The sequence below is a fragment of the Mycolicibacterium wolinskyi genome (assembly GCF_002101965.1).
Classification (GTDB): domain Bacteria; phylum Actinomycetota; class Actinomycetes; order Mycobacteriales; family Mycobacteriaceae; genus Mycobacterium; species Mycobacterium wolinskyi.
Window position 1 is genome coordinate 123473 of record NZ_LQQA01000033.1, and the last position, 25747, is coordinate 149219.

Annotated in this window: 25 protein-coding genes and 1 pseudogene; 20 read left to right on the top strand and 6 right to left on the bottom strand. The window is 67.2% G+C overall.

From position 1 onward, the window contains the following. Positions 1 to 13 precede the first annotated feature (13 nt). The 6 genes from AWC31_RS30865 (at position 14) to holA (ending at position 5884) form a co-directional block, all read left to right on the top strand. Entirely contained in the window at positions 14 to 805 is a 792-nt protein-coding gene (locus AWC31_RS30865; RefSeq protein WP_067847907.1) for an SPFH domain-containing protein, read from the top strand. A gap of 2 nt (positions 806 to 807) precedes the next feature. Further along, positions 808 to 1197, top strand: coding sequence for a DUF6841 family protein (locus tag AWC31_RS30870; RefSeq protein WP_085148629.1), 390 nt, complete (start codon positions 808 to 810; stop codon positions 1195 to 1197). A gap of 58 nt (positions 1198 to 1255) precedes the next feature. Continuing rightward, positions 1256 to 2437: a hypothetical protein gene (locus tag AWC31_RS30875; RefSeq protein WP_133060234.1), complete on the top strand. Its 1182-nt coding sequence runs from the start codon at positions 1256 to 1258 to the stop codon at positions 2435 to 2437. Positions 2438 to 2547: 110 nt separating this feature from the next. Further along, positions 2548 to 3351 (top strand): ComEA family DNA-binding protein, encoded by an 804-nt coding sequence (locus tag AWC31_RS30880; protein ID WP_085148635.1) that lies wholly within the window; start codon positions 2548 to 2550, stop codon positions 3349 to 3351. Continuing rightward, positions 3348 to 4883, top strand: a complete 1536-nt coding sequence (locus AWC31_RS30885; protein WP_085148639.1) for a ComEC/Rec2 family competence protein — start codon at positions 3348 to 3350, stop codon at positions 4881 to 4883. The genes AWC31_RS30880 and AWC31_RS30885 overlap by 4 nt, the downstream gene beginning before the upstream one ends. Positions 4884 to 4921: 38 nt before the next feature. Beyond that, entirely contained in the window at positions 4922 to 5884 is a 963-nt protein-coding gene (gene holA, locus AWC31_RS30890) for a DNA polymerase III subunit delta (RefSeq protein WP_085148642.1), read from the top strand. 51 nt (positions 5885 to 5935) lie between these two features. On the opposite strand, the gene rpsT is transcribed toward holA, so the two are convergent. Continuing rightward, positions 5936 to 6196, bottom strand: coding sequence for a 30S ribosomal protein S20 (gene rpsT, locus AWC31_RS30895; protein ID WP_067847077.1), 261 nt, complete (start codon positions 6194 to 6196; stop codon positions 5936 to 5938). A 371-nt stretch (positions 6197 to 6567) separates the two neighbouring features. Here rpsT and AWC31_RS30900 point away from each other — a divergent pair, with 371 nt between their 5' ends. The 3 genes from AWC31_RS30900 to AWC31_RS30910 are packed head-to-tail and all read left to right on the top strand — an operon-like array spanning position 6568 to position 9897. Further along, positions 6568 to 8070, top strand: a complete 1503-nt coding sequence (locus AWC31_RS30900; protein WP_234817086.1) for a circularly permuted type 2 ATP-grasp protein — start codon at positions 6568 to 6570, stop codon at positions 8068 to 8070. 9 nt (positions 8071 to 8079) lie between these two features. Then, positions 8080 to 9057, top strand: a complete 978-nt coding sequence (locus tag AWC31_RS30905) for an alpha-E domain-containing protein (protein WP_085148648.1) — start codon at positions 8080 to 8082, stop codon at positions 9055 to 9057. Further along, positions 9058 to 9897: a transglutaminase family protein gene (locus tag AWC31_RS30910; RefSeq protein ID WP_085148651.1), complete on the top strand. Its 840-nt coding sequence runs from the start codon at positions 9058 to 9060 to the stop codon at positions 9895 to 9897. It begins immediately after the preceding gene. Here AWC31_RS30910 and AWC31_RS30915 read toward each other — a convergent pair. Both AWC31_RS30915 and AWC31_RS30920 read right to left on the bottom strand, forming a co-directional pair. Beyond that, a complete protein-coding gene (locus tag AWC31_RS30915) occupies positions 9881 to 10741 on the bottom strand; it encodes a ribonuclease Z (RefSeq protein WP_085148654.1) in 861 nt (286 codons plus the stop codon). The genes AWC31_RS30910 and AWC31_RS30915 overlap by 17 nt on opposite strands. Positions 10742 to 10804: 63 nt before the next feature. Continuing rightward, positions 10805 to 11827 carry an aldo/keto reductase gene (locus tag AWC31_RS30920; protein ID WP_085148659.1) on the bottom strand — a complete coding sequence of 341 codons (1023 nt, stop codon included), beginning with the start codon at positions 11825 to 11827 and terminating at the stop codon, positions 10805 to 10807. A gap of 155 nt (positions 11828 to 11982) precedes the next feature. On the opposite strand from AWC31_RS30920, the gene AWC31_RS30925 reads away from it, so the two are divergent. Continuing rightward, the gene (locus AWC31_RS30925; protein ID WP_067847065.1) at positions 11983 to 12414 is read left to right on the top strand and encodes a CBS domain-containing protein; all 432 of its coding nucleotides are present in this window, start codon (positions 11983 to 11985) and stop codon (positions 12412 to 12414) included. 122 nt (positions 12415 to 12536) lie between these two features. Continuing rightward, positions 12537 to 13145 (top strand): GNAT family N-acetyltransferase, encoded by a 609-nt coding sequence (locus AWC31_RS30930; RefSeq protein ID WP_085148662.1) that lies wholly within the window; start codon positions 12537 to 12539, stop codon positions 13143 to 13145. Between the two features lie 27 nt (positions 13146 to 13172). Here the strand turns inward: AWC31_RS30930 and AWC31_RS30935 are convergent, their stop codons facing one another. After that, positions 13173 to 13421, bottom strand: a complete 249-nt coding sequence (locus tag AWC31_RS30935) for a DUF6480 family protein (protein WP_085148666.1) — start codon at positions 13419 to 13421, stop codon at positions 13173 to 13175. Positions 13422 to 13465: 44 nt separating this feature from the next. After that, a complete protein-coding gene (locus AWC31_RS30940; protein WP_085148669.1) occupies positions 13466 to 14068 on the bottom strand; it encodes a type II toxin-antitoxin system PemK/MazF family toxin in 603 nt (200 codons plus the stop codon). Between the two features lie 80 nt (positions 14069 to 14148). Here AWC31_RS30940 and lepA point away from each other — a divergent pair, with 80 nt between their 5' ends. From lepA to AWC31_RS30980, 8 genes and pseudogenes are all read left to right on the top strand, one after another. Beyond that, positions 14149 to 16023: a translation elongation factor 4 gene (gene lepA / locus AWC31_RS30945; protein ID WP_085148672.1), complete on the top strand. Its 1875-nt coding sequence runs from the start codon at positions 14149 to 14151 to the stop codon at positions 16021 to 16023. Positions 16024 to 16108: 85 nt separating this feature from the next. Further along, the gene (locus tag AWC31_RS30950) at positions 16109 to 16873 is read left to right on the top strand and encodes a sensor domain-containing protein (protein ID WP_085148675.1); all 765 of its coding nucleotides are present in this window, start codon (positions 16109 to 16111) and stop codon (positions 16871 to 16873) included. Positions 16874 to 16936: 63 nt separating this feature from the next. Beyond that, positions 16937 to 17647, top strand: coding sequence for a sensor domain-containing protein (locus AWC31_RS30955; protein ID WP_234817055.1), 711 nt, complete (start codon positions 16937 to 16939; stop codon positions 17645 to 17647). Positions 17648 to 17717: 70 nt separating this feature from the next. After that, entirely contained in the window at positions 17718 to 19022 is a 1305-nt protein-coding gene (locus AWC31_RS30960) for an NtaA/DmoA family FMN-dependent monooxygenase (protein WP_085148678.1), read from the top strand. 29 nt (positions 19023 to 19051) lie between these two features. Next, positions 19052 to 20402: pseudogene (locus tag AWC31_RS30965) on the top strand (LLM class flavin-dependent oxidoreductase). Between the two features lie 119 nt (positions 20403 to 20521). Next, on the top strand, positions 20522 to 21994 hold the full coding sequence (locus AWC31_RS30970; protein WP_085149880.1) for an APC family permease: 1473 nt from the start codon (positions 20522 to 20524) through the stop codon (positions 21992 to 21994). Continuing rightward, positions 21991 to 22983 carry a GNAT family N-acetyltransferase gene (locus AWC31_RS30975; RefSeq protein ID WP_085148681.1) on the top strand — a complete coding sequence of 331 codons (993 nt, stop codon included), beginning with the start codon at positions 21991 to 21993 and terminating at the stop codon, positions 22981 to 22983. Before AWC31_RS30970 ends, AWC31_RS30975 begins: the two co-directional genes overlap by 4 nt. Continuing rightward, entirely contained in the window at positions 22980 to 24215 is a 1236-nt protein-coding gene (locus AWC31_RS30980) for an acyl-CoA dehydrogenase family protein (RefSeq protein WP_085148684.1), read from the top strand. Before AWC31_RS30975 ends, AWC31_RS30980 begins: the two co-directional genes overlap by 4 nt. A 7-nt stretch (positions 24216 to 24222) precedes the next feature. Here the strand turns inward: AWC31_RS30980 and AWC31_RS30985 are convergent, their stop codons facing one another. Beyond that, entirely contained in the window at positions 24223 to 25137 is a 915-nt protein-coding gene (locus tag AWC31_RS30985; protein ID WP_085149882.1) for a zinc-binding dehydrogenase, read from the bottom strand. 63 nt (positions 25138 to 25200) lie between these two features. Between AWC31_RS30985 and AWC31_RS30990 the strand changes: the two genes are divergently transcribed. After that, positions 25201 to 25746 carry a class I SAM-dependent methyltransferase gene (locus AWC31_RS30990; RefSeq protein WP_085148687.1) on the top strand — a complete coding sequence of 182 codons (546 nt, stop codon included), beginning with the start codon at positions 25201 to 25203 and terminating at the stop codon, positions 25744 to 25746. Position 25747: the final 1 nt, after the last annotated feature.

A 25747-nucleotide genomic window follows, 5' to 3' on the forward strand; every position in this document is an offset into this window, starting at 1 on the left:
TCGAGGTCAGATCATGGACATGGTCTATTCGCTCGGCGTGGCGGCGGCCGCCGTGTTGGTGTTGGCCTGGGTCTGCGTGAGCAACGTCCGCGTGGTCAAGCAGTACGAGAGGGGCGTGGTCTTCCGCTTCGGCCGGGTTCAAAACCATGTCAGGCCACCCGGTCTGACGATGCTGATACCGGTCGCGGACCGACTGCAGAAGGTCAACATGCAGATCATCACGATGCCCATCCCCGCACAGGACGGCATCACCCGCGACAACGTGACAGTGCGCGTCGACGCGGTCATCTACTTCAACGTGATCGACCCGGTCCGCGCGGTGGTCGACGTACAGGACTACATGTCGGCGATCGGGCAGGTGGCGCAAACCTCGCTGCGGTCGATCATCGGCAAGAGCAACCTGGACGATCTCCTGTCCAACCGGGAACGGCTCAACCAGGGTCTGGAACTGCTCATCGACAATCCGGCGGTGAGCTGGGGCATCCACATCGACCGCGTCGAGATCAAGGACGTGGTGCTGCCGGACTCCATGAAGCGGTCGATCGCGCGACAGGCCGAGGCCGAACGGGAACGGCGAGCGCGCGTCATCACCGCCGACGGAGAACTGCAGGCCTCCGAGAAACTCGCCGCGGCTGCCGATGTCATGGCGGCCGAGCCCGCAGCGCTGCAATTGCGGCTGCTGGAGACGGTCGTCGAGGTGGCTGCCGAGAAGAACTCCACCGTGGTGCTGCCGTTCCCCGTCGAACTCCTGCGGTTCCTGGAGCGCGTGACGCCGGGACCATCCTCCACCCGAGCGGTCGGCTAGCCATGGCGATCGATGCGGGCTGGTTTCAGACGTACCTGTCCGCCTTCGTGGCTTGTGCCCGCGGCGACGGCGACTTGGCGGCCCTGCTGCGACATTACGGACGTCCGCTGATCATCAGCAGCGACGACGGTGTCGTCACCCTGACCACCGAGGAGGACGTGGCCGCCGTCATGCAGGGCGAACTGGACGGGCTCCGGGCGATCGGCTATGACCACACCGACGTGGTGCACTTGGAGCTCACGTCGCTGAACTCGACGTCGGCGCTGATCCGGGGTACGTTCTCGCGCCGCGATCGCCATGGCCACGAACTCAATTGCCCGACAGTGACATACCTGGTCACCGAGGACGGGGCAGGGCCGCGGATATCGGTGCTTGCCGCACACGGCGGATGAGCGTTGAACTTTTCACCGTCGAAGCCCGTGTGTAAGAGCAGTGTCCGGAACACAACTCTTGGGGGCAGACGTGTATGCGCGCATCCAGTCCACCGTCCTGACCACCCTCGCTGCCGCCGGTGCGGCAGCGCTCGTCGCCGCACCGGTGGCGGCGTCGCCGGAACTGCACGGGCCACGTCTGGTCAACGCCCAGGTCCAGCTCACCGCGTCACCGCCCCTCGGCGCGATCCCACTGGCGTTCCTGCGCAACCAGGTGCTGTACTGCAGCGTGATCTGCCCGTTCGTCGTGCAGGGGGCGATCACCGTTCCGCTGGCGGCGGTGCAGACGCCGGTGATATTCCTCGACGCGCTGGCGGCGACGGGCTCACTGCCGCGGGCGGTCGGCACGGCGGCGGCGTCGGTGACCGGTGCCGCCAATGACGCCGCCGAGGGCATCATTCTCAACGACGTCAACCGTGTTGTCCCGAAGGCCTTCAACACCCTGGAGATCGCGGTCGTTCAGTTGATGCGGGTGGGTTCGGCGGTGCTCACGCCCGCCGAATTACCCGACGCCGTCAACACTGCCCGCGAAACGGTGCTGGCGGCGCTCAATCAGCCGCTGCCGGGGCCCGGCGTGCCGGTGCCGACCGAGACCGGAGCCGAGACGTTGCCCGAGGTGGTTGCCGTCGAGGCCATCAAAGTCACTGCCGCCGTGGCGTTTCAGGCCGGAGAGTTGCTGGTGCTCGGCGTCGTCCAGACCGTCGATGCCGGTGCGCAGGAGCTCGCCCGCTCGGGTGACCCGCTCGCCGCGGTCAGCGCCGCGGCCGCGCAGGCCACCGAGGTGGTCGACGTGGCATCGGACATCGTGTCGGACTCGGTCGACACCGCTGTGACGAACATCCGTGGCGCGCTTGACAATCCGTTCCGCACGGCGGGGCCGACGACGGAGACGTCGAGGGCCGAGGTGCAGCCGGCCTCGGCGAGTTCGGCCGATGCACCGCCGCCGGCCACGAGGGTTCATCGCGAGGCCGGCCGCGCGGCCACCCGGGCTTCCGCAACCGCCGAGCCATCAAGGGCATCCGACGACACCAAGACAGCAGATCGGCCGGTGCGCAAGCTCGTGCGTGACGTGAGCCGCACAGTCAGATCGGTCACGGGTCGGCCGGCCGATGCATCGCGGAAGACTTTGCAGCACGACAAATCGGAGGATCCCAAGGAGAATCGGCCGACCCGCGATCGCTCCGACAAGCGCGCCGGGTAGCCGAACTCGCGGCGGTCAGGTTATCCACAGATCGGTTTTCATCCACAACCAGGCGGTTGAGCCGGTCCGCACGACCGGAATCGTGGGCATCCGCAGCTACCGTCGCGGGCATGGGAACCGAATTGCCCGTGCAGCGGCTGCATCGCCGGCTCGGTGCGCCCGACGATCGCGAAGATACCCCCGCGGGCGAACCTGAAGTTCCGGACACCACGCTGTCGCGGTGGCTGCCTGATACCACGAACACCGAATCCCGGGGCTGGCTGGCCTCCGTACGCGCCGACCCCGGGCGCACCGGCGTGTTGGCACTCGTCGGCGTCGGCGTGCTCGCGGTGCTCGTCACGGTCTTCACCCTGATCCGCGACCGGCCTCCGCCCGTCACGGCCGCGAACCTTCCACCGGTGCAGATGGTTTCGTCAGCCAGCCCGACACCGGCGACTGCCGCACCGGACGGTCCGATGGTGGTCAGCGTCGTCGGCCTCGTACACAAACCCGGGTTGGTGACGCTCGACTCCGGCGCCCGGATCGCCGATGCGCTCACCGCGGCGGGAGGTCCGGTCGACGGTGCCGACCTGATCGGGTTGAACATGGCGCGCCGGGTTGCCGACGGCGAACAGATCGTCGTGGGCATCGCCGCACCGCCCGGGGAGCCGACGACGATGGGCAGTTCGATCGCGGGGGAGAAGGCGACCCCGGCAGCCGCGGCCCCGGCGGATGATCCGGCGGGGCCGGTCGATCTCAACACTGCGACGGTCGAGCAACTCGACGCGCTGCCCGGAATCGGACCGGTGACCGCCGAGGCCATCGTGGCCTGGCGCGCCGCCAACGGCCGGTTCGCCAGCATCGACCAACTCGGCGATGTCGACGGCATCGGCCCGGCCCGGCTCGAGAAGCTGCGCGCGCTGGTCCGCGTGTGACATCGCCGCCGCCGACTGCGACTGACGGCGAGGGTCTGGATCTGCGTCTGGTTCCCGCGGCGCTGACCGCGTGGCTCGTGACAGCGGCCGGAATCCTCTGGTACGTCCCAGGATCCGTCATCGCGCTCGTGGCAGCGACGCTTCTCACCGCTGCCGCGGCGAGAGTCGGTGGCGCAGTGCGCGCCGGCACCGCCGCGGTCTTGGCGGTGGCGATTGTCGGCGTGGGTTTCGCCGCGGCGATCGGGATGCGGGTGTATCAGGTCCGCCACCATCCGATCGTCGACCGGTACGGGACAACCGCCGAAGTGACGGTCATGCCGAGCGAGACGCCACGGGTCGTCAAAGGCGGTCGCCTGATGTTCCGCGGTGAGCTCTCTTCCCTCGGACCGCACGAGTTGTCGGGGCGTGTCCTCGTATTCGCACCGGTCGCCGGTTACTCCGATGTCGCACCCGGGAGGTTTGCGCGGTTTCGTGCGGCGATCGCACGGCCCGGCCGCCTCGACCTCACGGTGGCCGTGGTCTCGGCGACCGGTCAGCCGTCGGTCGGTGGTGCCTCGGCGGTGCAACGCGGTGCGCAGCGCGTCCGCTCGGACTTCGCCGACGCGGCTCGCACCGCACTGCCTGCCGACCAGGCCGCGATGCTGCCCGCTCTCGTGCTGGGCGACACCGCGACCGTCAGTGCGCAGACCACCGCGCAGTTCCGGGCGGCTGGGCTGACGCATCTGACAGCGGTCTCAGGCGCCAACGTCACGATCGTGTGCGGTGCGCTGCTGCTGACGGCGTCTCTGGTGGGTCCACGGTCTGCCGTGGTCTTGGCCGCCCTCGGCCTTGTCGGCTTCGTCGTCGTCGTGCAACCGTCGGCCAGTGTGCTGCGCGCCGCGGTGATGGGCGCGGTCACGCTGCTGGCGGTCCTGACTCACCGGCGGCGTCGGGCCATACCGGCGTTGGCGGCCAGCGTCCTGGTGCTGATGATCGGGGCACCCGAGCTCGCGGTCGATGCCGGATTCGCGTTGTCGGTGTGTGCGACGGCGGGCATCGTCGTCATCGCACCTGTGTGGTCGCAGCGGCTGGAGGCGCGTGGCTGGCCGCGTCCGCTGGCGGCGGCCGTCTGTGTCGCGGTGGTTGCCCAACTGGTGACCGCCCCGCTCGTGGCGGGTATATCGGGAACGTTCAGCGTGGTCGCGGTGGCAGCGAATCTGGCAGTCGCCGCAGTCATTCCGCCCATCACCGTGCTGGGGACTGCGGCGGCGGCCATGGCGGCGGTGTGGCCGGCAGGCGCACAACTGCTGATCCGCTTCACCGGACCCGAGTTGTGGTGGCTGCTTTCGGTGGCGCGGTGGGCGTCTTCGGTGCCGGGCTCGACGGTGCCGACGCCGTCGGGGTTCGCTGGCGTGGTGTCGGTGGCCGCGGTCGGTATCGCGCTGTCCGTGCTCTGGCAGCTGGGCTGGGCACGACGGTGGATGGGCCGGAGCCTGGCCGTGCTGGCGTTCGGTCTGCTGGCGTGGACGCTCGCCGGCGCACTCCAAACCTGATTGTCAGCGGTGTCGGGCGGGCGTGAAACGATCATGGCGTGAGCCAACAGGCCGATGGGCTGCACCTGGTACTGGGTGATGAGGAACTGCTGGTCGAGCGTGCGGTGGCAGAGGTGCTGCGTGACACCCGTAAACAGGCGGGATCCGATGACGTGCCGGTGGACCGCCTGCGCGCCGGCGATGTCAGCACCAGCGAACTTGCCGAGCTGCTCAGTCCGTCGTTGTTCGCCGAACAACGGCTGGTGGTCCTGGAGTCCGCGGCGGAGGCGGGCAAGGATGCGGTTTCGCTGATCGCCTCGGCGGCCGCCGATCTCCCACCGGGGACGGTGCTGGTTGTGATCCACTCCGGCGGCGGACGAGCGAAGGCTCTGGCGGACCAGCTGAAAAAGCTTGGCGCGCAGGTGCATCCGTGTGCGCGCATCGTGAAGCCGGCTGAGCGCGCGGATTTCGTGCGGGGCGAGTTCCGCAGGCTGCGCACCAAGGTGTCCGATGACACCGTCTCCGCGGTGCTGGACGCGGTCGGTTCCAACATCCGGGAGTTGGCCGCGGTGTGTTCACAGCTCGTGGCCGACACCGACGGGCAGGTCGACGCGGCCGCGGTGCGCCGCTATCACAGCGGCAAGGCGGAGGTGAAGGGCTTCGACATCGCCGACAAGGCGGTGCTCGGCGATGTGTCCGGGGCGGCCGAGTCGTTGCGGTGGGCGATGCTCGCCGGCGAGCCGCACGTGGTGTTGGCCGACGCGCTCGCGGAGGCCGTACACACGATCGCGCGCGTTGGGCCGCTGTCCGGTGACCCGTACCGGCTGGCCGGGGAGCTGGGGATGCCGCCGTGGCGCGTGCAGAAGGCGCAGAAGCAGGCCCGCCGGTGGTCGCGGGATTCGGTGGCCGAAGCGATGCGCGTGGTTGCCGCGCTCAATGCAGACGTAAAGGGCGCAGCGGCAGATGCCGACTACGCCCTTGAGGCAGCGGTACGCCGGGTGGCGGAACTCGCCTCCCGGTGAACCGGGGAAGGAGCCACCCGGTGAACCGGGCCTGGAAGTGAGAAGTGAAGATCAGAGCTTGTTGAGCGCGAGCGCCAGCGCCGACTTCTTGTTGGCGGCCTGGTTGGCGTGGATGACGCCCTTGCTGGCGGCCTTGTCGAGCTTGCGGCTGGTCGACACCAGCAACTCGGCAGCCTTCTCCTTGTCGCCGGCCTCGACGGCCTCGCGGAATCCGCGCACGGACGTACGCAGCGACGACTTCACCGACTGGTTGCGCAGCCGACGACGCTCGTTGGTGCGGATGCGCTTTTCCTGCGACTTGATGTTGGCCACGAAGAAGTTCCTTCTAATTCTCTAGCTGGGGTTACCGAAGTCTGTGTGTGCCCACCGTTCCGCGGGCAGCGACTGTTCAGGGTACCAGTGCCACGCCGGAACTCCCAAAGCGCCGACCGCTGAACCCCGGGCTTTCCACCCCGTTCTACCACCCCAACCCACCCGTTGGCCTGGCGAAACGGGCTGTGTCGTTGAACCGGCGAAAAGCCCGCAGGTGGGGCAGCATGTTGGGGATGAGCCTTCGAACCGTCGCTTCCGAGAGGCCGGCTGATTCCGCCCGGTCGCGCAGCACCCCGCCGCCGCGCGTCAAACATCGGGGCGTCTTCGACGGCTACAACCGCTTGGGGCGGTACTCCGAGGCGTTCGACGAGATGTTCGATGCGGCCGGCAACGTGCGCGGACCGTACAAGGGCATCTTCGCCGAGCTTGCTCCGTCGGACGCCTCGGAGTTGCAGGCCCGCTCGGAGGCGTTGGGCCGGGCGTTCATCGACCAGGGCATCACGTTCTCGCTGTCGGGTCAGGAGCGGCCGTTCCCGCTGGATCTCGTGCCGCGGGTGATCTCGGCGGCCGAGTGGTCGCGGCTGGAGCGCGGCATCACCCAGCGCGTCAAGGCGCTGGAGATGTACCTCGACGACATCTACGGTGAGCAGGAGATCCTGCGTGACGGGGTCATCCCGCGCCGCCTGGTCACCTCCTGTGAGCACTTCCATCGTGAGGCCGCGGGCATCGTTCCGCCCAACGGCGTGCGGATCCACGTCGCAGGCATCGACCTGATCCGTGACGCCAAGGGTGACTTCCGGGTGCTCGAGGACAATCTGCGTTCACCGTCGGGCGTGTCCTATGTGATGGAGAACCGGCGGACTATGGCGCGGGTCTTCCCGAACCTGTTCGCGACCCATCGCGTGCGAGCGGTCGGCGACTACTCGTCACACCTGCTGCGGGCCCTCCGTAACGCGGCGCCCACCAACGTCGCCGATCCCACCGTCGTGGTGCTGACACCGGGCGTCTACAACTCGGCGTATTTCGAGCACTCGCTGCTGGCCCGTCAGATGGGTGTCGAGCTGGTCGAGGGCCGCGACCTGTTCTGCCGTGACAACGCGGTCTACATGCGCACGACCGAAGGCGAGCGCCAGGTCGACGTGATCTACCGGCGCATCGACGACGCGTTCCTGGACCCGATGCAGTTCCGGCCGGACTCGGTGCTCGGCGTCGCGGGCCTGCTCAACGCGGCCCGGGCCGGCAATGTGGTGATCTCCAGCGCGGTGGGCAACGGTGTCGGCGACGACAAGCTCGTCTACACCTATGTGCCGACCATCATCGAGTACTACCTCGGTGAGAAGCCGGTGTTGGCCAATGTCGACACGTACCGGTGCTGGCTGGACGACGAACGCGAGGAAGTGCTCGACCGGATCGACGAGCTGGTCATCAAACCCGTCGAAGGTTCGGGCGGCTACGGCATCGTGTTCGGGCCGGATGCGTCGGCCAAAGAGCTGACGGCGATCGCCAAGAAAATCCGCAGCGATCCGCGCCGATGGATCGCCCAGCCGGTCATGCAGCTCTCGACCGTCCCGACCCAGATCGACAGCAAGCTGGCCCCACGTCACGTCGACCTGCGGCCGTTCGCGGTCAACGACGGCAACGACGTCTGGGTGCTGCCCGGCGGCCTCACCCGCGTCGCGCTGCCGGAGGGTTCGCTCGTGGTCAACTCCAGTCAGGGCGGCGGATCCAAGGACACGTGGGTGCTGGCGTCGCGGACATCGGTGGCCGACCGCGAGTTGGCCGCAGCGGAGGTGGTCCGGGCGTTGCCCAAGTCGGCCAAAGGGCCCAAAGCCGACGGCATACCCGACGGCTCGTCGTCCCAACAGCAGCAGTAGGGGGCACAGATGCTGGCACGCAACGCCGAATCGCTGTACTGGATCGGACGCTACGTGGAGCGCGCGGATGACACCGCACGCATTCTCGACGTCACGATCCACCAGCTGCTGGAGGATTCGAGTGTCGATCCCGACCAGGCGTCACGGACGCTGCTGCGGGTGCTCGGCATCGATCCGCCCAAGGATCGTCTCGATGTCTGGTCGCTCACCGACATCGTCGCGTTCAGCCGCGACACCTACGGCGGGGCATCGATCGTCGACGCCATCTCGGCGGCCCGGGAGAACGCCCGAGGCGCCCGCGAGGTCACCTCGACCGAGATCTGGGAGTGCCTCAACACGACATACAACGCGCTCGCCGAACGGGAACGGGCCGCCAAACGCCTTGGGCCGCATGAATTTTTGTCCTATGTCGAGGGCCGGGCAGCGATGTTCGCCGGACTGGCGGATTCGACGTTGAGCCGCGACGACGGCTACCGATTCATGCTGCTGGGCCGGGCGATCGAACGCGTCGACATGACGGTGCGGCTGCTGTTGTCCCGGGTCGGGGACAGCGGCTCGTCGCCGGCCTGGGTGACGCTGCTGCGCTCGGCAGGTGCGCACGACACCTACCTGCGCACGTACCGCGGCGTGCTCGACGCCGGACGGGTCGTCGAGTTCATGATGCTGGACCGGCTGTTCCCGCGGTCGATCTTCTTCTCGCTGCGGCTGGCCGAGATCAGTCTCGACGAACTGCTCAACCGGCCCCACAACCGGCTCGGTGCGACCGCCGAAGCGCAGCGGCTGCTGGGCCGGGCCCGCAGTGAGTTGGAGTTCATGCAACCGGGGGTGCTGCTGGAGTCCCTCGAAACCCGGTTGGCCGGTCTGCAGAAGACCTGCCGCGAGGTCGGAGATGCGTTGGCGCTGCAGTATTTCCATTCGGCGCCGTGGGTGGCCTGGACCGATGCCGGGCACGGTGAGGCGCTGGTGATCGAAGAAGGGGAGCTCTAGATGTGGCGCATGCGGGTCGTGCACTCAACCGGCTACGCCTACCGCTCGCCGGTCACCGCATCCTTCAACGAGGCACGCCTGACCCCGCGGTCGGATTCCCGGCAGAACGTGATCCTCAACCGCGTGGAGACCGTGCCCGCCACCAGGTCCTACCGCTATGTGGATTACTGGGGCACCGCAGTGACGGCGTTCGATCTGCACGCACCGCACACCGAACTGGAGGTGACCTCGGCATCGGTGGTCGAGACCGAGGTCGGCGAGAAGCCTGACGAGTTGGTGAGCTGGGACGATCTTCGGTCCGAGGCCGTGTTCGACCGGTTCGACGAGGTGCTCGGCCCGACCCACTACACGCCGCGCAGCAAGCGCATTCAGCGTGTCGGTGAGCGCATCGCGAAGGAACACGACCCGCACGACGCGGTGATCGCCGTGGCGCAGTGGGTGCGCAGTGAACTCGACTACGTGCCGGGCACCACGGGCGTCCACTCGTCGGGTCTGGACGCATTGCGCGAAGGCAAGGGCGTCTGTCAGGATTTCGCGCACCTGACGTTGATCATGTTGCGGTCCATGGGTATTCCGGCTCGCTATGTGTCGGGTTATCTGCACCCCAAGCGCAAGGCCGCGCTGGGCGACACCATCGACGGCCAGAGCCATGCATGGGTCCAGGCGTGGACGGGTGGCTGGTGGAATTACGACCCGACCAACGATGCCGAGATCAACGAGCAGTACATCAGCGTGGGCGTGGGCCGCGACTACGCGGATGTGGCCCCGCTCAAGGGAATCTACTCCGGCGAGGGCTCGACGGATCTCGACGTGGTCGTCGAGATCACCCGGCTGGCTTGACGCACACGCCCGGATGCACCTCGACGCGGTGCAGATCGTCGCCGAGTTCGATCTGCCGGTCGAATTCGGTGGCGGCCAGCGCGCGCCATTGTTCTTCTGCGCCGGGCGCGATCGCGGGCACGTAATGGGTGAGGACGAGGATCCCGACGCCTGCCCTGGCCGCGGTGGCCGCCGCCTCCTGCACTGACGAGTGGTAGTCGCAGGTGTCGCGAATCCGTTGCTGCGGAAGGGTTTCGATGAGATCTTTGCGGATCGCGGTGTGCACGAGGGCGCCCGCACCGCCGGCGAGCCGGTCCAGGCTCTCGCACGGCACCGTGTCGCCGGCCAACACCACCGATGCGCCGCCGTGCTCGATGCGGAACCCGATGGTCGGGGCCACGGGTCGGTGATCGGTCGGTGCGACGCGAATGTGAACGCCGTGGTGATCCCACACCGGCCCGTCGGTGTGTTCGTGAACCTCGACCGGCGGTGGACCGGTGAGGTCGGTGTGGTGGGCGATGCGGTAACCGATATCGAATCCGAACGCCTTCAGCGTCGCCGCCACCACCTCACCGGTCCCCGGCGGACCGATGATCGGCAGCGGCGGTACATCAGGCGCGAACGTGGTGACCCACCGCGTGATGATCACGTCGCCGAGATCGGCGATGTGGTCGCTGTGCAGATGGGTGAGCAGCAGCGCGGTCACCCGATTGGCACCTGAGCCGGCCGCGGCCAGGCGCTGCTGGACGCCGCGGCCGCAGTCGACGAGGAAGGTCTGGTCACCGGTGCGCACCAGGGTGGCCGGGCCGGCCCGATCCGGATCGGGGATGGGGCTGCCGGTGCCGAGGAGCGTGACCTCGATCATGGCGTCATTCCTACCGGTTCCCGGACCGGGACACGCTGAAAACCGCGGCGCGAAGTCCGGTCGTTATTCGCGTCCGGCCGACACCCAGTTGAGGTCGGTGTAGCGGTCACCGGATACGGCCGCCCCGGCCTCGTTCAACGCGGTCAGCTGTTCGGGTGTCAGCGTCACCGAAAGCGAGCCCAGGTTCTCTTCGACCCGCGCGGCGCGTCTGGTGCCCGGAATCGGCGCCGAGGCGATTCCCAGCGCCTCGGCGCGATAGCGCAGCCACGCCAGTGCGACCTGAGCCGGTGTGGCCCTGATCGACTCGGCGATCGACCGGATGGCGTCGACGACGGCAAGGTTGGCGTCCAGCGAACCCTCGGCGAACCGGGGCATGGTCTTGCGAAAGTCGTTGGGGGATGCCAGATCGGCGGCCGACCGCAGAGTCCCGGTGAGAAATCCGCGACCAAGCGGGGAGTACGGCACGAATCCCACGCCGAGCTCGGCGGCCGCCGGCACGACGTTGCGCTCGACATCGCGGCTCCAGATGGACCATTCGCTCTGCACTGCCGCGATCGGGTGCACCTTGACGGCTGCACGCAGCTCGTCGGCGGTCACTTCGGACAGGCCCAGGTGCCGCACCTTGCCCGCGGTGACCAGCTCGGCCATCGCGCCGACGGTCTCCTCGATCGGCACTCTCACGTCACGGCGGTGCATGTAGTAGAGGTCGACGACGTCGGTCTGCAGCCGCTGCAGGCTCTCGTCGATGCTGCGCCGCACGTACTCGGCGTCCCCACGGGCGGTGGGCCGTCCGGCGGCCCGGTCGGCCGGATTGCCCTCGATCCCGAACTTGGTCGCCAGGGTGACCTCGTCACGCCGGTCGGCCAGCAGCTTGGCGATCAGCTTCTCGTTTTCCCCGCCGCCGTAGATGTTGGCGGTGTCGATGAAGGTCACACCCAGATCCAGGCAGCGGTTCAACGTCGCCAGCGACTCGGCGTCGTCCACCTCGCCGTACACCGGGGTAAGTGCCATGGCGCCGAAACCTATTGCACTGACGGCCAATTCGTCGCCGAGCTGGGTGGTGGGTACCGAATGTGATGTGCTCATGTGCCGTTCCCTCGTTCGTCGGTCGCAGGGGCTCGCGACGGTGCAGCCCATGGGTGCCTCGATTTATTCCGAGGCGACGACGTGAGGAAAGCCCTTTCGCAGCGCCTCTCGCCGACCTAGCCTGGTGTGAGGTGCATCACGATCGGAGGCGGGCGATGCGAATCGCAGATGTGCTGAAGAACAAGGGCGCGGCGGTGGCCACGATTTCGCCGGAGACCACGGTGACCGAGCTGTTGGCGGGCCTGGCCGAGATGAACATCGGTGCCATGGTGGTCATCGGGCCGGACGGGCTGATCGGCATCGTGTCGGAGCGCGACGTCGTTCGCAAACTCCACGAGCGCGGCAGCAGCCTGCTGGCGCAGCCGGTGTCGGAGATCATGACGACTGTCGTGGCGACGTGCACACCGCGTGACACCGTCGACCATCTCAGCGTGCTGATGACGGAGAACCGCGTCCGGCACATCCCGGTCCTCGACAACGGCAGACTCGCAGGCATCGTGAGCATCGGCGACATCGTCAAGACCCGTATGGAGGAGCTGGAAGCCGAACAGCAACAGCTGCAGGCCTACATCACCCAGGGGCGCTGACCGCTCGGTCACGTTGTGGCCCAGTCGAATTCGTCAGCGAGACTACGGTTTCTGACGGATTCCGGCCCATTTTCGTCAAAAACCGTAGCGTCGCCGCGATACAAGTGTGCGATTGTGGTCGGGTGGCCGCCGTAGATGTCCGCCCCGCACGCAAACCCGATGTCAAGCAGCTCGGTGCCGTCCTGGGCCGCGCGTTTTACGACGATCCGGTGATGAAGTGGGTGTTGGCCGACGAAGCGCGGCGGGCCAAAGGCCTGCCGAAGTTGTTCGCCACGATCACGCGCCATCACTTCCTGACCCGTGGGGCTCCGGAGGTGGCGAGCCGAGACGGGGTCATCGGTGCGGCGGCGCTCTGGGACGGTCCGGGCCGATGGAAGCAGACCCAAGTCGAAGAGCTGCGGATGCTGCCCGCCCTCTTTCTGGCCTTCGGGCGCGGCATGGGGCGCGGGCAGCAGGTAGTCGAACTCATGAAGGAGCACCACCCCGAGGAGCCGCACTGGTATCTGGCGGTGATCGGCAGCGATCCCACGGTGCGCGGCGGCGGTTTCGGGCATGCGCTGATGCAGTCGCGGTTGGATCGAGTGGACGCCGAGCACGCCCCGGCCTACCTCGAGTCGAGCAATCCCGACAATGTGCCGTACTACATGCGGTTCGGTTTCGAGGTCACGGGCGAGATCCAGTTGCCCGATGGTGGCCCCATCATGACGCCGATGTGGCGGCAGCCACGATGAGGCAGATGTGGCGGCAGCCGCGGTGAGTTAGTCGAACACCCCGGTCATGTTGAGGATGAGCAGCACGCCGGCGGCGATGAAGAACGCCAGCAGGACGGCGAGCCCGATGATGGCCGCGACGGATGTGGGCGTGACCTTGTTCTTGGGGCGTGGCTCGGGTTCGCCGAGGCCCGAGGTCTGACCGGAGTCCGGCGGGGTGGCCCCGGGCGTCACGCCACCTCCGGGTTCCAGGTCGGGAGTGCTGGCCGGGTCGGGATCGGGCGGTTGCGCGGTCATTGGCATTGAATGCCCGCTCCCGCCGAATTAATGCCCCCGAGCCGTCAACTCCAGGAGTATTCGGTGCGCAGGCGCGCGGCGACCACCTCGAAGCGGTCACGGTCGAGGATGGCGCCTTCGCGGCGGATGCCTTCTTCTGGCACGTCGAGCACGCGGTCGAGCCGGACCCAGCTCGGCCTGCCGTCGTAGTCCCACGTGCCGGTACCGATGCCGACCCAGTCGGGGTCGTCGCGGTGGTAGTCCTGGCTGGAGAGCATGAGCCCGAGCAGGGTGCGCTGGTCACGGCCCACCACGAGGACCGGGCGGTCCTTGCCCTTCGTCGGATCGTCTTCGTAGACCACCCAGGTCCAGACGATCTCGCCGGGATCGGCGCGGCCGTCGAGGTCGGGGGAGTAGACGAGTTTTCGGGCCCGGTGCGCGGTGGGAACACTGTGCTTGGACACCGGGCGGCCCGCGGTGATGGCGGGGGCTTTGTCGCCGGGCCCGCCGGCCAAGACCTCGAGTCCCAGCTTGATGCCCTGCTGGATGCCTTGTTGCACGGTCCGTGGCACGTTCTCGGGCCGTTGGAGTTGGCGGACGAGCTTGGGCGCCTCGTTGAACACGAGGTTCTCCGCGAATTTCTGGAACGTCTTCCACTGCGACGCCATGTGACGAGCATAGGTCAGGCCGACGGCACCGCGATTGTGTCGCAACGGTCGTTGCTCGATACCCTGGAGGCGCACACGACGTGCCCGAGACCCACGCTCACCAGGAGATTCCCATCAGCAGCTTCGCCGACAAGACGTTCACTGCGCCGGCGCAGATTCGGAACTTCTGCATCATCGCCCACATCGACCACGGCAAGTCGACGCTGGCGGACCGGATGTTGCAGCTCACCGGCGTCGTCGACGACCGGTCGATGCGGGCCCAGTACCTCGACCGGATGGACATCGAGCGCGAGCGCGGCATCACCATCAAGGCGCAGAACGTGCGGCTGCCGTGGAAAGTCGGTGACGACGAGTTCGTGCTGCACCTGATCGACACGCCGGGACACGTCGACTTCACCTACGAGGTGTCGCGCGCTTTGGAGGCGTGCGAAGGCGCGGTGTTGCTGGTCGACGCCGCGCAGGGCATCGAGGCGCAGACGCTGGCCAACCTGTATCTCGCGCTCGACCGTGATCTCACGATCATCCCGGTGCTCAACAAGATCGACCTGCCCGCGGCGGACCCGGAGCGGTATGCCGGCGAGCTCGCGCACATCATCGGCTGTGAGCCGTCGGACGTGTTGCGGGTGTCCGGCAAGACGGGTGTGGGCGTGGCCGAGCTGCTCGACGAGGTCGTGCGGCAGGTGCCCGCGCCGACCGGTGACGCCGACGCCCCCGCGCGGGCGATGATCTTCGACTCGGTCTATGACATCTACCGCGGTGTCGTGACGTACGTGCGTGTCGTCGACGGCAAGATCACCCCGCGCGAACGCATCGCGATGATGTCGACCGGGGCCACCCACGAACTGCTCGAGGTCGGCATCGTCTCGCCCGAGCCGAAGGCCAGCGAGGGCCTGGGTGTCGGCGAGGTGGGTTACCTCATCACGGGTGTGAAGGACGTCCGCCAGTCCAAGGTGGGTGACACCGTGACGACGGCGCGCAAAGGCGCGACGGAGGCGCTGACCGGTTACCGCGAGCCCAAGCCGATGGTGTACTCGGGTCTGTATCCGGTGGACGGCTCGGACTATCCGGACCTGCGCGACGCGCTGGACAAGTTGCAGCTCAACGACGCCGCGCTGACCTACGAGCCCGAGACCTCGGTGGCGCTCGGCTTCGGCTTCCGGTGCGGCTTCCTCGGGCTGCTGCACATGGAGATCACCCGTGAACGTCTGGAACGCGAGTTCAACCTCGATCTGATCTCCACCTCGCCCAACGTGGTCTACCGGGTGATCAAAGACGATGGTTCCGAGATCGTCGTGACGAACCCGTCGGACTGGCCCGAGGGCAAGGTCCGCGAGGTCTACGAGCCGGTGGTCAAGACGACGGTGATCGCGCCGAGCGAGTTCATCGGCACCATCATGGAGCTCTGTCAGTCGCGGCGCGGCGAGCTCGGCGGCATGGACTACCTGTCGCCGGAGCGGGTCGAGCTGCGCTACACCATGCCGTTGGGCGAGATCATCTTCGACTTCTTCGACTCGCTCAAGTCCCGCACGCGTGGCTACGCCAGTCTCGACTACGAGGAAGCCGGCGAGCAGGCCGCCGATCTCGTCAAGGTCGACATCCTGCTGCAGGGTGAGGCAGTCGACGCGTTCAGCGCCATCGTGCACAAGGATTCGGCGTCGGCCTACGGCAACAAGATGACGACCAAGCTCAAAGAGCTCATCCCACGCCAGCAGTTCGAGGTGCCGGTGCAGGCCGCCATCGGTTCGAAAATCATTGCGCGGGAGAACATCAGGGCCATTCGCAAGGACGTGCTCTCGAAGTGCTACGGCGGTGACATCACCCGCAAGCGCAAGCTGCTGGAGAAGCAGAAAGAGGGCAAGAAGCGGATGAAGACCATCGGCCGGGTCGACGTCCCCCAGGAGGCGTTCGTCGCCGCCCTGTCCACCGATGCGGCAGGTGACAAGCCCAAGAAGTAACCGGGGCGGTGCGGTTGGCGCGTTTGCTGGCAGTCAGCGCGTAGTAGGGTCAGACGACGGTGTCTGACGTTGGGGGTGACTGCTGATGACCGCGATCGGCAAACTCGGGTTGCTGATGGCGACCCTGGTCCTCGCGACCGGTTGCACCCGGATGGTCGACGGTGCCGTGGAGCCGGCCGCGGACCTGGCGCCGAAGCCGCTCACCGGGCAGAACGTGGTCCAGGCGCTTCCCGAGATCGATGAGCTCACCGAAATCCTCGAGCAGCAGCTCAAGGAGGACACCTACGTGGCCCCCCGCTCGGGCGGCCTTGACGATCTGCCCGACGGGCTGGCCACGGAAAGCGATGCGTCGCCGCACGATTGTGTCGGCGCGGTGACCCCGATGCAGCGCAGCACATACGAATCCGCCGCCGTCACCGATATCGCCGGCGAACAATGGGAAGGCGACGAGCCCGGCGGTGCGGTGCTCGCGGCCGAGGCCGGCGTCGTGGCGCTCGACAGCGTCGCCAGCGCCAATGAGCTCTTCGACACCTTCGCCGAGCAGTGGCAGGACTGCGAGGGCACGACCGTGACGATCGTCAAGGAGCAGGTGCGCGGCGGCTACTTCACCGATACGGTTTCCGATGTGCGGGTTGAGGACTCGGTCGTGGCCGCGACCGTCGACTTCGGTCATACCGTCGACGGCTCGTCGAGCCCCGTCGCGCGGGCACTCGGGGTGCGGGCGAATTGCCTTGTCGAGGTCGACGTCGCGTTCTTCAGCAATCCGTCGAGCCGAAAGGGCGGCGACGTGGAAACCAGCGCGATCGAGATCGCGCGGTTGATGATGGACAAGGTCAGCGAACTCAGTTGACCGCCGACGCCTATTCGCTCGAGTAGTCCCGCGAAGATTCGCTCGGTCAGCGACAATGAGCACGTGGCCTTCACGACGGGCATGACCCGGCTGTGCGCGACAGGTGTCGCGGTGATCCTTTCGGGACTGCTGTCGGGATGCGTCAACACGGTGACGGGTTCGGCGATGCGCGACCCGGACGCGCCGCCTTTCGAGACGACGCTGACGGAATCGGACCTCGACCAGCTGCTGGTCCCGGTCGAACAACTCAACGACATCGTCGGATCGTTCGACCTCGAGGTGACCCTGGAACTCGATGAGCTCAACGACAACTCCGAAGCGGTATCGGACCCCGAGTGTCTGGCGGCCGCGTTCGGCGCGCAGGAACTCGTGTACGGCGACACCGGATGGACCGCGCTTCGCGACCAGATCGTGCGGGAACCGGGCGAGGACAACGCACATTGGATCGAGCAGGCCGTGGTGCTGTACCCGTCGTCTCAAGAAGCGCGGGACTTCTTCGACACCTCGCAGGCCACCTGGGACAACTGCGTCGGTTCGATCGTCACCTACAACCAGGACAACCAGCCGTTGGAATGGGCGGTCAGCGAAGTCACGGCCGAGGAGACCACCATCAGCCAGATGTCGACGCCCGAGGGCGCTCCCAGCGGCGGCTGCCATCACGCGTTGTCCGTGGCATCCAATGTCGTTGTCGAGACGTGGGCGTGCGGCGACGACATCGTCGACCAGGCGAGCGAGATCGCCGGGGAGATCGTGGCGAACATCGAGAAGATCTAGCTGTCGCGCGATTTCGTCGCGGTGAGCGCAACCCTCGGCGGCGGGGCGGTGACGCCGTAACGTCGCCGGAGTGCCAAGAGAGCTACATCTGCTGGCCTTCGGTAATACCCGGTCAGCCGGTCCGTGGCGGCATCCCGACGTCGACAACAGCACCGCAGGAGTGCGGCGCCGCCTGTTCGAACACGCCCGAACCGCCGAGGCCGGCACGTTCGACGCGTTGTTCTTCGCCGACGGGTTGAACTACGGGCCACCCGCGACATGGGCGTACAAGACCACCGAGGATTTCGAGCCGCTCACCACAACCGCCGCGTTGTCGTCGGTGACCGAGAGCATCGGTCTGGTGGTCACCGGTTCTGCGACGCTCGCCCACCCGTATCACCTTGCCCGCCAGCTCCTTTCCCTGGATCACCTCAGTGGCGGCCGGGCCGGCTGGAATCTCGTGACCAGTTTCGCGCGTGCCGCCGCCGACAACTTCAGCGCCGACGGGGTACGCGCTCACGATGAGCGCTATCTCATAGCCGGGGAGGCGCTCGAAGTCGTCCGGAAACTGTGGGACGGCTGGGGTGAGGACACGATCGTCGAAGACCGTGCCGCGGGGATCTTCAACGATGTCAACAGTATTCGCCCCGCCGACCATCACGGCCGTTACTTCGACGTGGCCGGCCCGATCGGCGCGGCACGGTCACCGCAGGGGCGGCCGGTGCTCTTCCAGGCCGGATCCTCGGACACCGGACGAACGTTCGCCGCCACGCACGCCGAAGTGATCTTCACCAGTCACGGCAACCGGGGTCGGGCCGAGGAGTTCTACCGGCAGATCCATCAGGAGTCCCGTCGGCTCGGACGGTCCAAGCCGCCGTTGATCACACCGTCGCTGCGCTACGTCGTCGGCTCGACCGACGAGGAGGCCCGGCGCGCCGAACGTGAGGAGTACGAGTACTTCAGTCCCGAGTACCAGGCCGGCTGGCTGCTCGAAGTCGACGTCGATGTCACGGGTGTGGACCTGGACGGCCCCGTCCCGGCTTCGGCGTTCCCCGATCACACCGAGACCCACCAGACTGCTCTGGCCGGTTACCGCCACCTCGCGAGTGACGGCAACCCCAGTGTGCGGGAATTCTTGTACCGCACCGTGAACGGATGGGGCGCCGCCGTGGTCGGCACCCCGGAGCGCATCGCCGACGAGATCGAGGAGTGGTTCACCGCGGGCGCCGCCGACGGCTTCGTCCTGCGAGACACGGGATTGCCGGGGCAGAGCGCGTTGTTCGTCGAACAGGTGGTCCCAGTACTGCGCAAGCGTGGCCTGTTCCGCCATGAATACATCGGTACCACGCTGAGATCGCATCTCGGGCTGGACGTTCCGCAGAGGCCCGAGCGGTGACCGCACCGTTCGTGCTCTCGGCGTTCACGATGTCGACGGTGTCACACGGCAACTTCGGGCTCTGGCGTCACCCGGACGACCGCACTGCCGAGTACACCGACATCCGGTACTGGGTGGAGCTCGCGAAGCTGCTCGACGACGGTGGGTTCGACCTGCTGTTCATCGCCGATGCGGTCGGCCAGCTCGACGTGTTCGGCGGTGACGCGAGCGCGGCGCTCGCCCGGGCCGTGCAGACGCCCGTCACCGATCCGCTGCTGGCGGTGTCGGCGATGGCGGCTGCCACACAACGGCTCGGGTTCGGCATCACGGTGTCGACCACGTACGAAAGCCCCTATTTGTTGGCGCGCAAGTTCAGCACGCTCGACCATCTGACGGGCGGCAGGATCGGCTGGAACATCGTCACGTCGCTGCTCGACAGCGCGGCGCGCAACATCATCGGGCGTGACCGCCAGATTCCGCACGACGAGCGGTATGCGATCGCCCAGGAGTTCGTCGAGGTCACCTTCAAACTGTGGGAAGGATCGTGGGAACCCGGCGCCGTGCTGCGCGACCGGGAAGGCGGTGTGTACACCGATCCGACGAAGGTTCACGACATCGGCCACGACGGGCGCTACTTCACCGTCCCCGGAGCCCACCTCGTCGAACCGTCCCCGCAACGCACCCCGGTGCTGTTCCAGGCGGGCACGTCGCCGGCCGGTCGCGAATTCGCCTCCCGCAACGCCGAACTGGTCTTCGCCAGCGATCCCCGCCCCGACGTGCTGCGGGCCAATATCGATGACGTCCGTCGTCGCGCGGCCGGGCACGGCCGCGATCCGGGCTCGCTGAAGTTCATCACCTCGGTCGAGATCGTCACCGACAGCACCGATTCGGCTGCGCAGGCCAAGGCCGAGGACCTCGCCAAGTTCCACGACCTGGAGGGCGGCCTGGTGTTGCTCTCCGCGCTGAGTGGAGTTGACTGGTCGACATACGGCGTGGACCGCCCGATCGAGCAGTTCGACACCGATGCCAGCCGCTCGATACTCGCCGCGGTCACGGATTCCGATGTTCGGCAGCGTCTTACGCTTCGCGATTACGTCGGTAATCTGGGCGGTTTCGGGGGAGAGCTGTTTCGTCGGATCCGCCGCGACCGTCGCGGATCAGCTGGAAGCCTATGCCGCGCGGACCGGCGTCGACGGTTTCAACATCGCCTACCACGTCACTCCCGGCAGCTTCACCGATGTGGCCACCTACCTCATTCCAGAACTGCGCAAGCGTGGTCGCGCGCGCGAAGCGGGTGAACCCACGACGCTGCGCCAGCGACTGTTCGGGGGCGACACCGGGTTGTTGGGTGACGCGCACCCCGCTGCGGCATTCCGCAGGAATACCGTTACCTCTCAATAGAATCCCGCCGATTCGATAGCTGACGCGACGAATCCTATTGCGGCAGTGTGACAACACATACCGACTCACCAACCACCCGTCTGCGCACGGGCGGCGTCGCGGTCAGAAAGGACAATACCGTGACTACTACTGACGAGCCGACGACGGCCGGGGGCCGTGCTCTGACCACCGCAGAGTCCACCGGACTGGAGCGTGACGCGTTGGGGCCCTGGGGCGTGTTCGCCCAGGGGCTTGCCGCCGCAGCGCCCAGCGTGGCGGTGGCGGTGGTGCCGTTCTCGCTGTTCGTGGCGGCCGGCAAGGGCGCGGCCTGGGCCGCGGTCATCGGCTTGCTCATCGTGGCATTGGTCGCCATCACGATCAGTTTCCAGGCCAAACGCACGGTGTCTTCCGGCTCGCTCGGGACCTACACCGGCAACGGGCTGGGGCCGGGCTTCGCGTATGCCGCCGGATTCAGCCTGTTGTTCGGCTACATCGGGTTCGCGACCACGGGAACGCTCGGCGGTGTCTTGTACCTCGATGCCTTCCTTGAGTCGATCGGCCTTGGCTCACAAGCCGTCTGGTTCCGGCTCCTGCTGGTGTTCGTCGTGGTGGGGCTCGCGGTCTACCTGCCGTATCGCGGTGTCTCGGTCGCGGCGCGGTACGAGCTCGCGTTCGAACTGCTCGCGATCGCGTCGATCCTGGTGATCATCGTGGCGTCCTACATCGGCTACGGCTTCCGCATCGACTGGGATCAGTGGGACCCGCAGCATCTCGGGTCGAGTGCCACGTTCATCGCCGCGGTCACCGCGGTCGGGTCGTACGCGGGTTTCGAGAGTGTCGCGTCGCTGGGCGCCGAGGCCAGGAACGCCCACCGCAACATCGCCCGGTCACTGCTGCGCGTGGTCATCCTGCTCGGCGTCCTCTACATCTTTGCCACCTATCCGCAGATCCTGCATTTCGGCGAGATCGACGGTGACAAGGCGGTGTTGCCGCAGCTCGCCGACTCGGTCGGAGTCGCCTGGGTGAACCAGGTGGTGAGCGCGGCCGTCGCGGTCGCGTTCATCGTGTTCGTCACCGCGGTCACCACCGCGGCGGCACGGTCATTGTTCACCTTCGCTCACGAAGGCGCACTGCCGCAGGTGTTCGCCAGGGTGCACACCACGTATAAAACACCTTGGGCCGGAGTCGTTTTCGTCGGCGTTCTGGCACTGGTGTTCTCCACGGTCGCCACTTTCAGCTCGGCGGGCCGGCTGGTGTTCGACGTGTACGGCGGCTACGTCGCGAACTGGGGCTTCCTGGTGAGCTACCTGCTTGTTGTGATCGCGACCCCGATCTGGCTGTGCAAGATCAATGCGCTGACCCCCGTTCGGCTCGCGGTCTCGGTGGCGGCGACGATCGGGCTGGGTTACGTCATCATCAGCAACTTCTATCCGGTGCCCGATTTCCCGTTCAACATCTTGCCGTTCGTCTTCGGTGGCATCCTGCTGATCGGCCTGGCGTGGTACTGGTACCTCAAGCGGACCAGGCCCGAGGTGGCCAGGCGCATCGGCAGCATCCAGACCCTGTCCGAAGAGGAGCAGCAACGGCTGCTGAACGAGGGGGTCACGCCGTGACGCTCACCGGGCATGCCGTCGTCGTCGACCGGTGGTCGGTGGCGCAGGCGACGCCGCGTCACCACCCGCTGATCGCCGACTTCCTGGCCACGACCCCGGGACTCGGCGGACGAAAGTTCGCCGCCGATTCCCGCGATGTCGCCGAACAGCTCGACGGGGTGTACCCCGGGTCGGCAGTCGTCCTCTACGGCGATTCGGATGACGTGCTCGGATACGCGGCATTGCATCAGCCCGATGGGGAAGAACCGGAGGTGTTGGCGGACTTCGTGTTCGGGCCGTCCGTGCCGAGAGATGCGGTCGACACGATCGTCGGTGATACCGTCGCCCGCTTCCACCGCGTGGCCACGCCCGGCTCCTACTTGCGGGTCTACATCGGTGCCGACCAGGCGGCCGCCATCGCCGCACTCGTCGATCAGGGCGCGTGGCGGGAACGTCAGTTCATCAGTACCCGAAAGTCTCTGACCGACGAGGACCCGTCAGCCCTCGCCGCGGCGCACATCGACGGGGTGGCGGTGTTGTCCTGGCCTGAAGTCATTGCCGGTGGATTCGGTGAGCAGGTGCGGCAGTTGCAGTTCGACACGTTCAGCGAGCATTTCGGCAACATGGCGAAAACCCCGCAACGTTGGGAACATCATCTGCACAGCCGGGCGTTCAGTCCGGACTTCAGCCTCGCAGCGATCGACAGGGACGAGGTCGTGATCGGCTACGTCCTCGGTTCGGTCTACACCGTGGGCACCGGCGCGGCCGCGCAGCGCAGCGCCCACACCGATTACATCGGCGTGCGCCGGGACCGTCGGCAGCGGGGGACAGGCGAACTGTTGCTGCGCAAGATCTGGCTGGCCGCGCTACGACGCGGGTTCACGGCAGCCTCACTCGGCACCGACATCGACAACGCCAGCAAGGCGCACCTCTTGTACCGCAGGCTGGGCTATGTGGCGGTGGCCGACGAGTACGCATATCGAATCGACGCGGGCGGGAGTACGGAATGAGCACGGACAACATCTATTTGAAGCGGCCCACCGGCTACGACGCCGAACTGCGCTCGGTGTTCCGGCCGATCTTCGATCGGATCGCCGAGGGCAACGTGACGCGCGAACGGGATCGAGTGTTCCCGCACGAGCAGGTGCGGTGGCTCGGCGAGGCCGGTTTCGGCACCCTGCGAATTCCGGCCGAGCAAGGCGGATTCGGTGCTTCTCTGGAGCAGACCTTCCAGTTGTTGGCCGAGTTGGGGCAGGCCGACGCGAATGTCGCGCATATCTGGCGTAACCACCTGGCTTTCGTGGAGGACCGCCTCAACGCCCCGGTGACAGAGGACAACAACACCTGGATCAAGCGGTTCCTCGCAGGGGAATTCGTCGGTGGCGGTTGGACCGAGGCGAACAACGTGACCCTCGCCAACCTGGCGACCACGGTCACCGCCGCCGACGACCATTGGCTGGTGTCCGGCGCGAAATACTATGCCACGGGCAGTCTTTACGCCGACTGGCTCGACGTGCTCGGGCGAGGTGACGACGGCGAGCTGTGGACGGCGCTCGTGCGTGCCGACGATCCGGGCGTCACCCTCACCGATGACTGGCGCGGCTTCGGTCAGCGCACGACCGCAAGCGGATCGGCCCACTACGCGGCGGCCCGGGCCGAGCGCGGCAACGTGTTTCCCGCCGCACAACGCTTCACGTACCAAGCGCATTTCTATCAGATCGCCATGCTCGCGGTGCTCACCGGCATCACGAAGGCCGCGCAGCGCGACGGAACCGCAGCGCTCAAGGCGCGCAAACGCAACTATCCGCAGGGCCTGTCCGACGTGCCTGCCGACGATCCGCAGTTGCTGCAGGTGATCGGCGAACTGTCGGCCGAGGCCTTTGGTGCCCAGGCCGCATTGGGCCGGAGCGCGCAGACTTTGGACCGGATCGTGGCGGGCCGTCTCGCGGGCAGCGACGACCATGCGCGTCAACTGCTCATCGACGCCGAGGTGGCCGTGACGCAGGCACAACTGGTGATCATCGGCGCCGCACTGCGCACCACCACCAGGGTGTTCGACGCGCTCGGTGCGTCAGGTGTGTCCGAAGAGCTTGCCTTGGACCGGCATTGGCGCAATGCCCGCACCCTCGCGTCACACAATCCCGTCGTCTACAAGGCGCGGATCCTGGGCGAGTGGTTCGTCAACGGCAAGGATCCGGTGTCCGACCTCGCGTCGCGGGGCAGAGGTGGCCAGGGCAACTGACCCGTCCTCACCTGACGCGCAACACGGCCTTACCCGCCACCTTGCGGTCCAGCAACGCTTGCGCGGCGCTCGCGACGTTCTCCCACGAGTCCCGTAGCCCGATCTGCGGATCGAGCTCGCCATCGGCGAGCAGGGTCAGGAGATAGCGCAGATCGGCGGCGAACGGTGCTCGAACAGTGAAGGGCTCCAACCGTTTCCGGTTGCCCAACCGGCGTTCGTGCTCGAAGTCGATGGTGGTCGGTTCGTTGGAGGCCATTCCGATCGACTGTACGGAACCACCGTCGGCCACCAGGCTGAAGGCTTGTGCGAGAAGCTTTCCGCCCACGTTGTCCAGTACGCCGTAGACGGGTTCGGTGACGCTGTCGAGACCGACGACCACCTCGGCCGCTCCGAGTTCGGTCAGGCCTTCACCGCGCGGGGCGCTGCCGACAGCGGCGACCACGTGAGCACCGGCTCTGGCCGCGAGCTGCACCGCGAACCGGCCGACCCCGCCGGAGGCCCCGGTGATGAGGACACGACGGCCGACGATCGGGCCGAGGGCACGTAACGCCTGCAGCGCCGTCACACCGGCAACGGGTAGGGCCGCGGCTTCCTCGAATTCGACGAACTCGGGTAACTCGGTCAGATTCTCGGTGGCGACCGCGCGGCGCTGTGCCCAGCCGGCCTCGCCGCTGAACCCCACCACGCGCGTCCCGACGGCCGGGCCGGACCCATCGGCCGCGGCCTGAACGACCACGCCTGCACTGTCCCACCCCGGCACCTCACCGGGTTTGCGCATCTGGTCGATGAAGTGCACTTCACCGAAATTGAGGCCGATCGCGTGCACGTCGATCAGTGCCTGCGAATCGGCCACCGGTGGATCGGCCACCTCGGCGAGTCGCAGATTGGCAGGGGCTTGCGGGTCGTAGACGATGGCTCGCATGCTGTGGCCAACCTCGGCGGCCATGGCTCGTATTCCCTCGCCCCTATTTCGTAGGGTGGCGAGGTGAGCGAGCAGGATCGGGTGCGTTGGGACGCGACGTACGCGGGTCGCTGCGAAGCGGTGGCCGAGCCCGCACCGCCTGCCGTTTTCGCGGCACGCGAATCAGTGTTCCCGGTGACGGGAACGGCCCTCGACATCGCGTGTGGGACGGGCTTCGGGTCTGTCTGGCTGGCCCGGCGAGGACTGCAGGTCTGGGGTGTCGACGTGTCCGCCGTCGCGATCGATCACGCGGAGAGGCTGGCCGCGCAATACGGCGTCGCGGATCGGTGCCGCTTCGACGTCGTCGACCTCGATGGCGGTCTTCCCGCCGGGCCTTCCGTCGACGTCATCCTGTGTCACCGGTTCCGTGACCCGGGCCTGTACCCGGCGATGATCGAACGTCTCACCCCGGCAGGTGTTCTCGCGATCAGCGTACTCAGCGAGGTTGACCGCGAACCCGGTCGGTTTCGCGCCGTACGCGGCGAACTCCTGGCGGCCTTCGGTGGCTTCGAGGTGATCGATGCAGGCGAGGGCGGCGGCGAAGCCTGGTTGCTCGCGCGCCGCCCCTGAC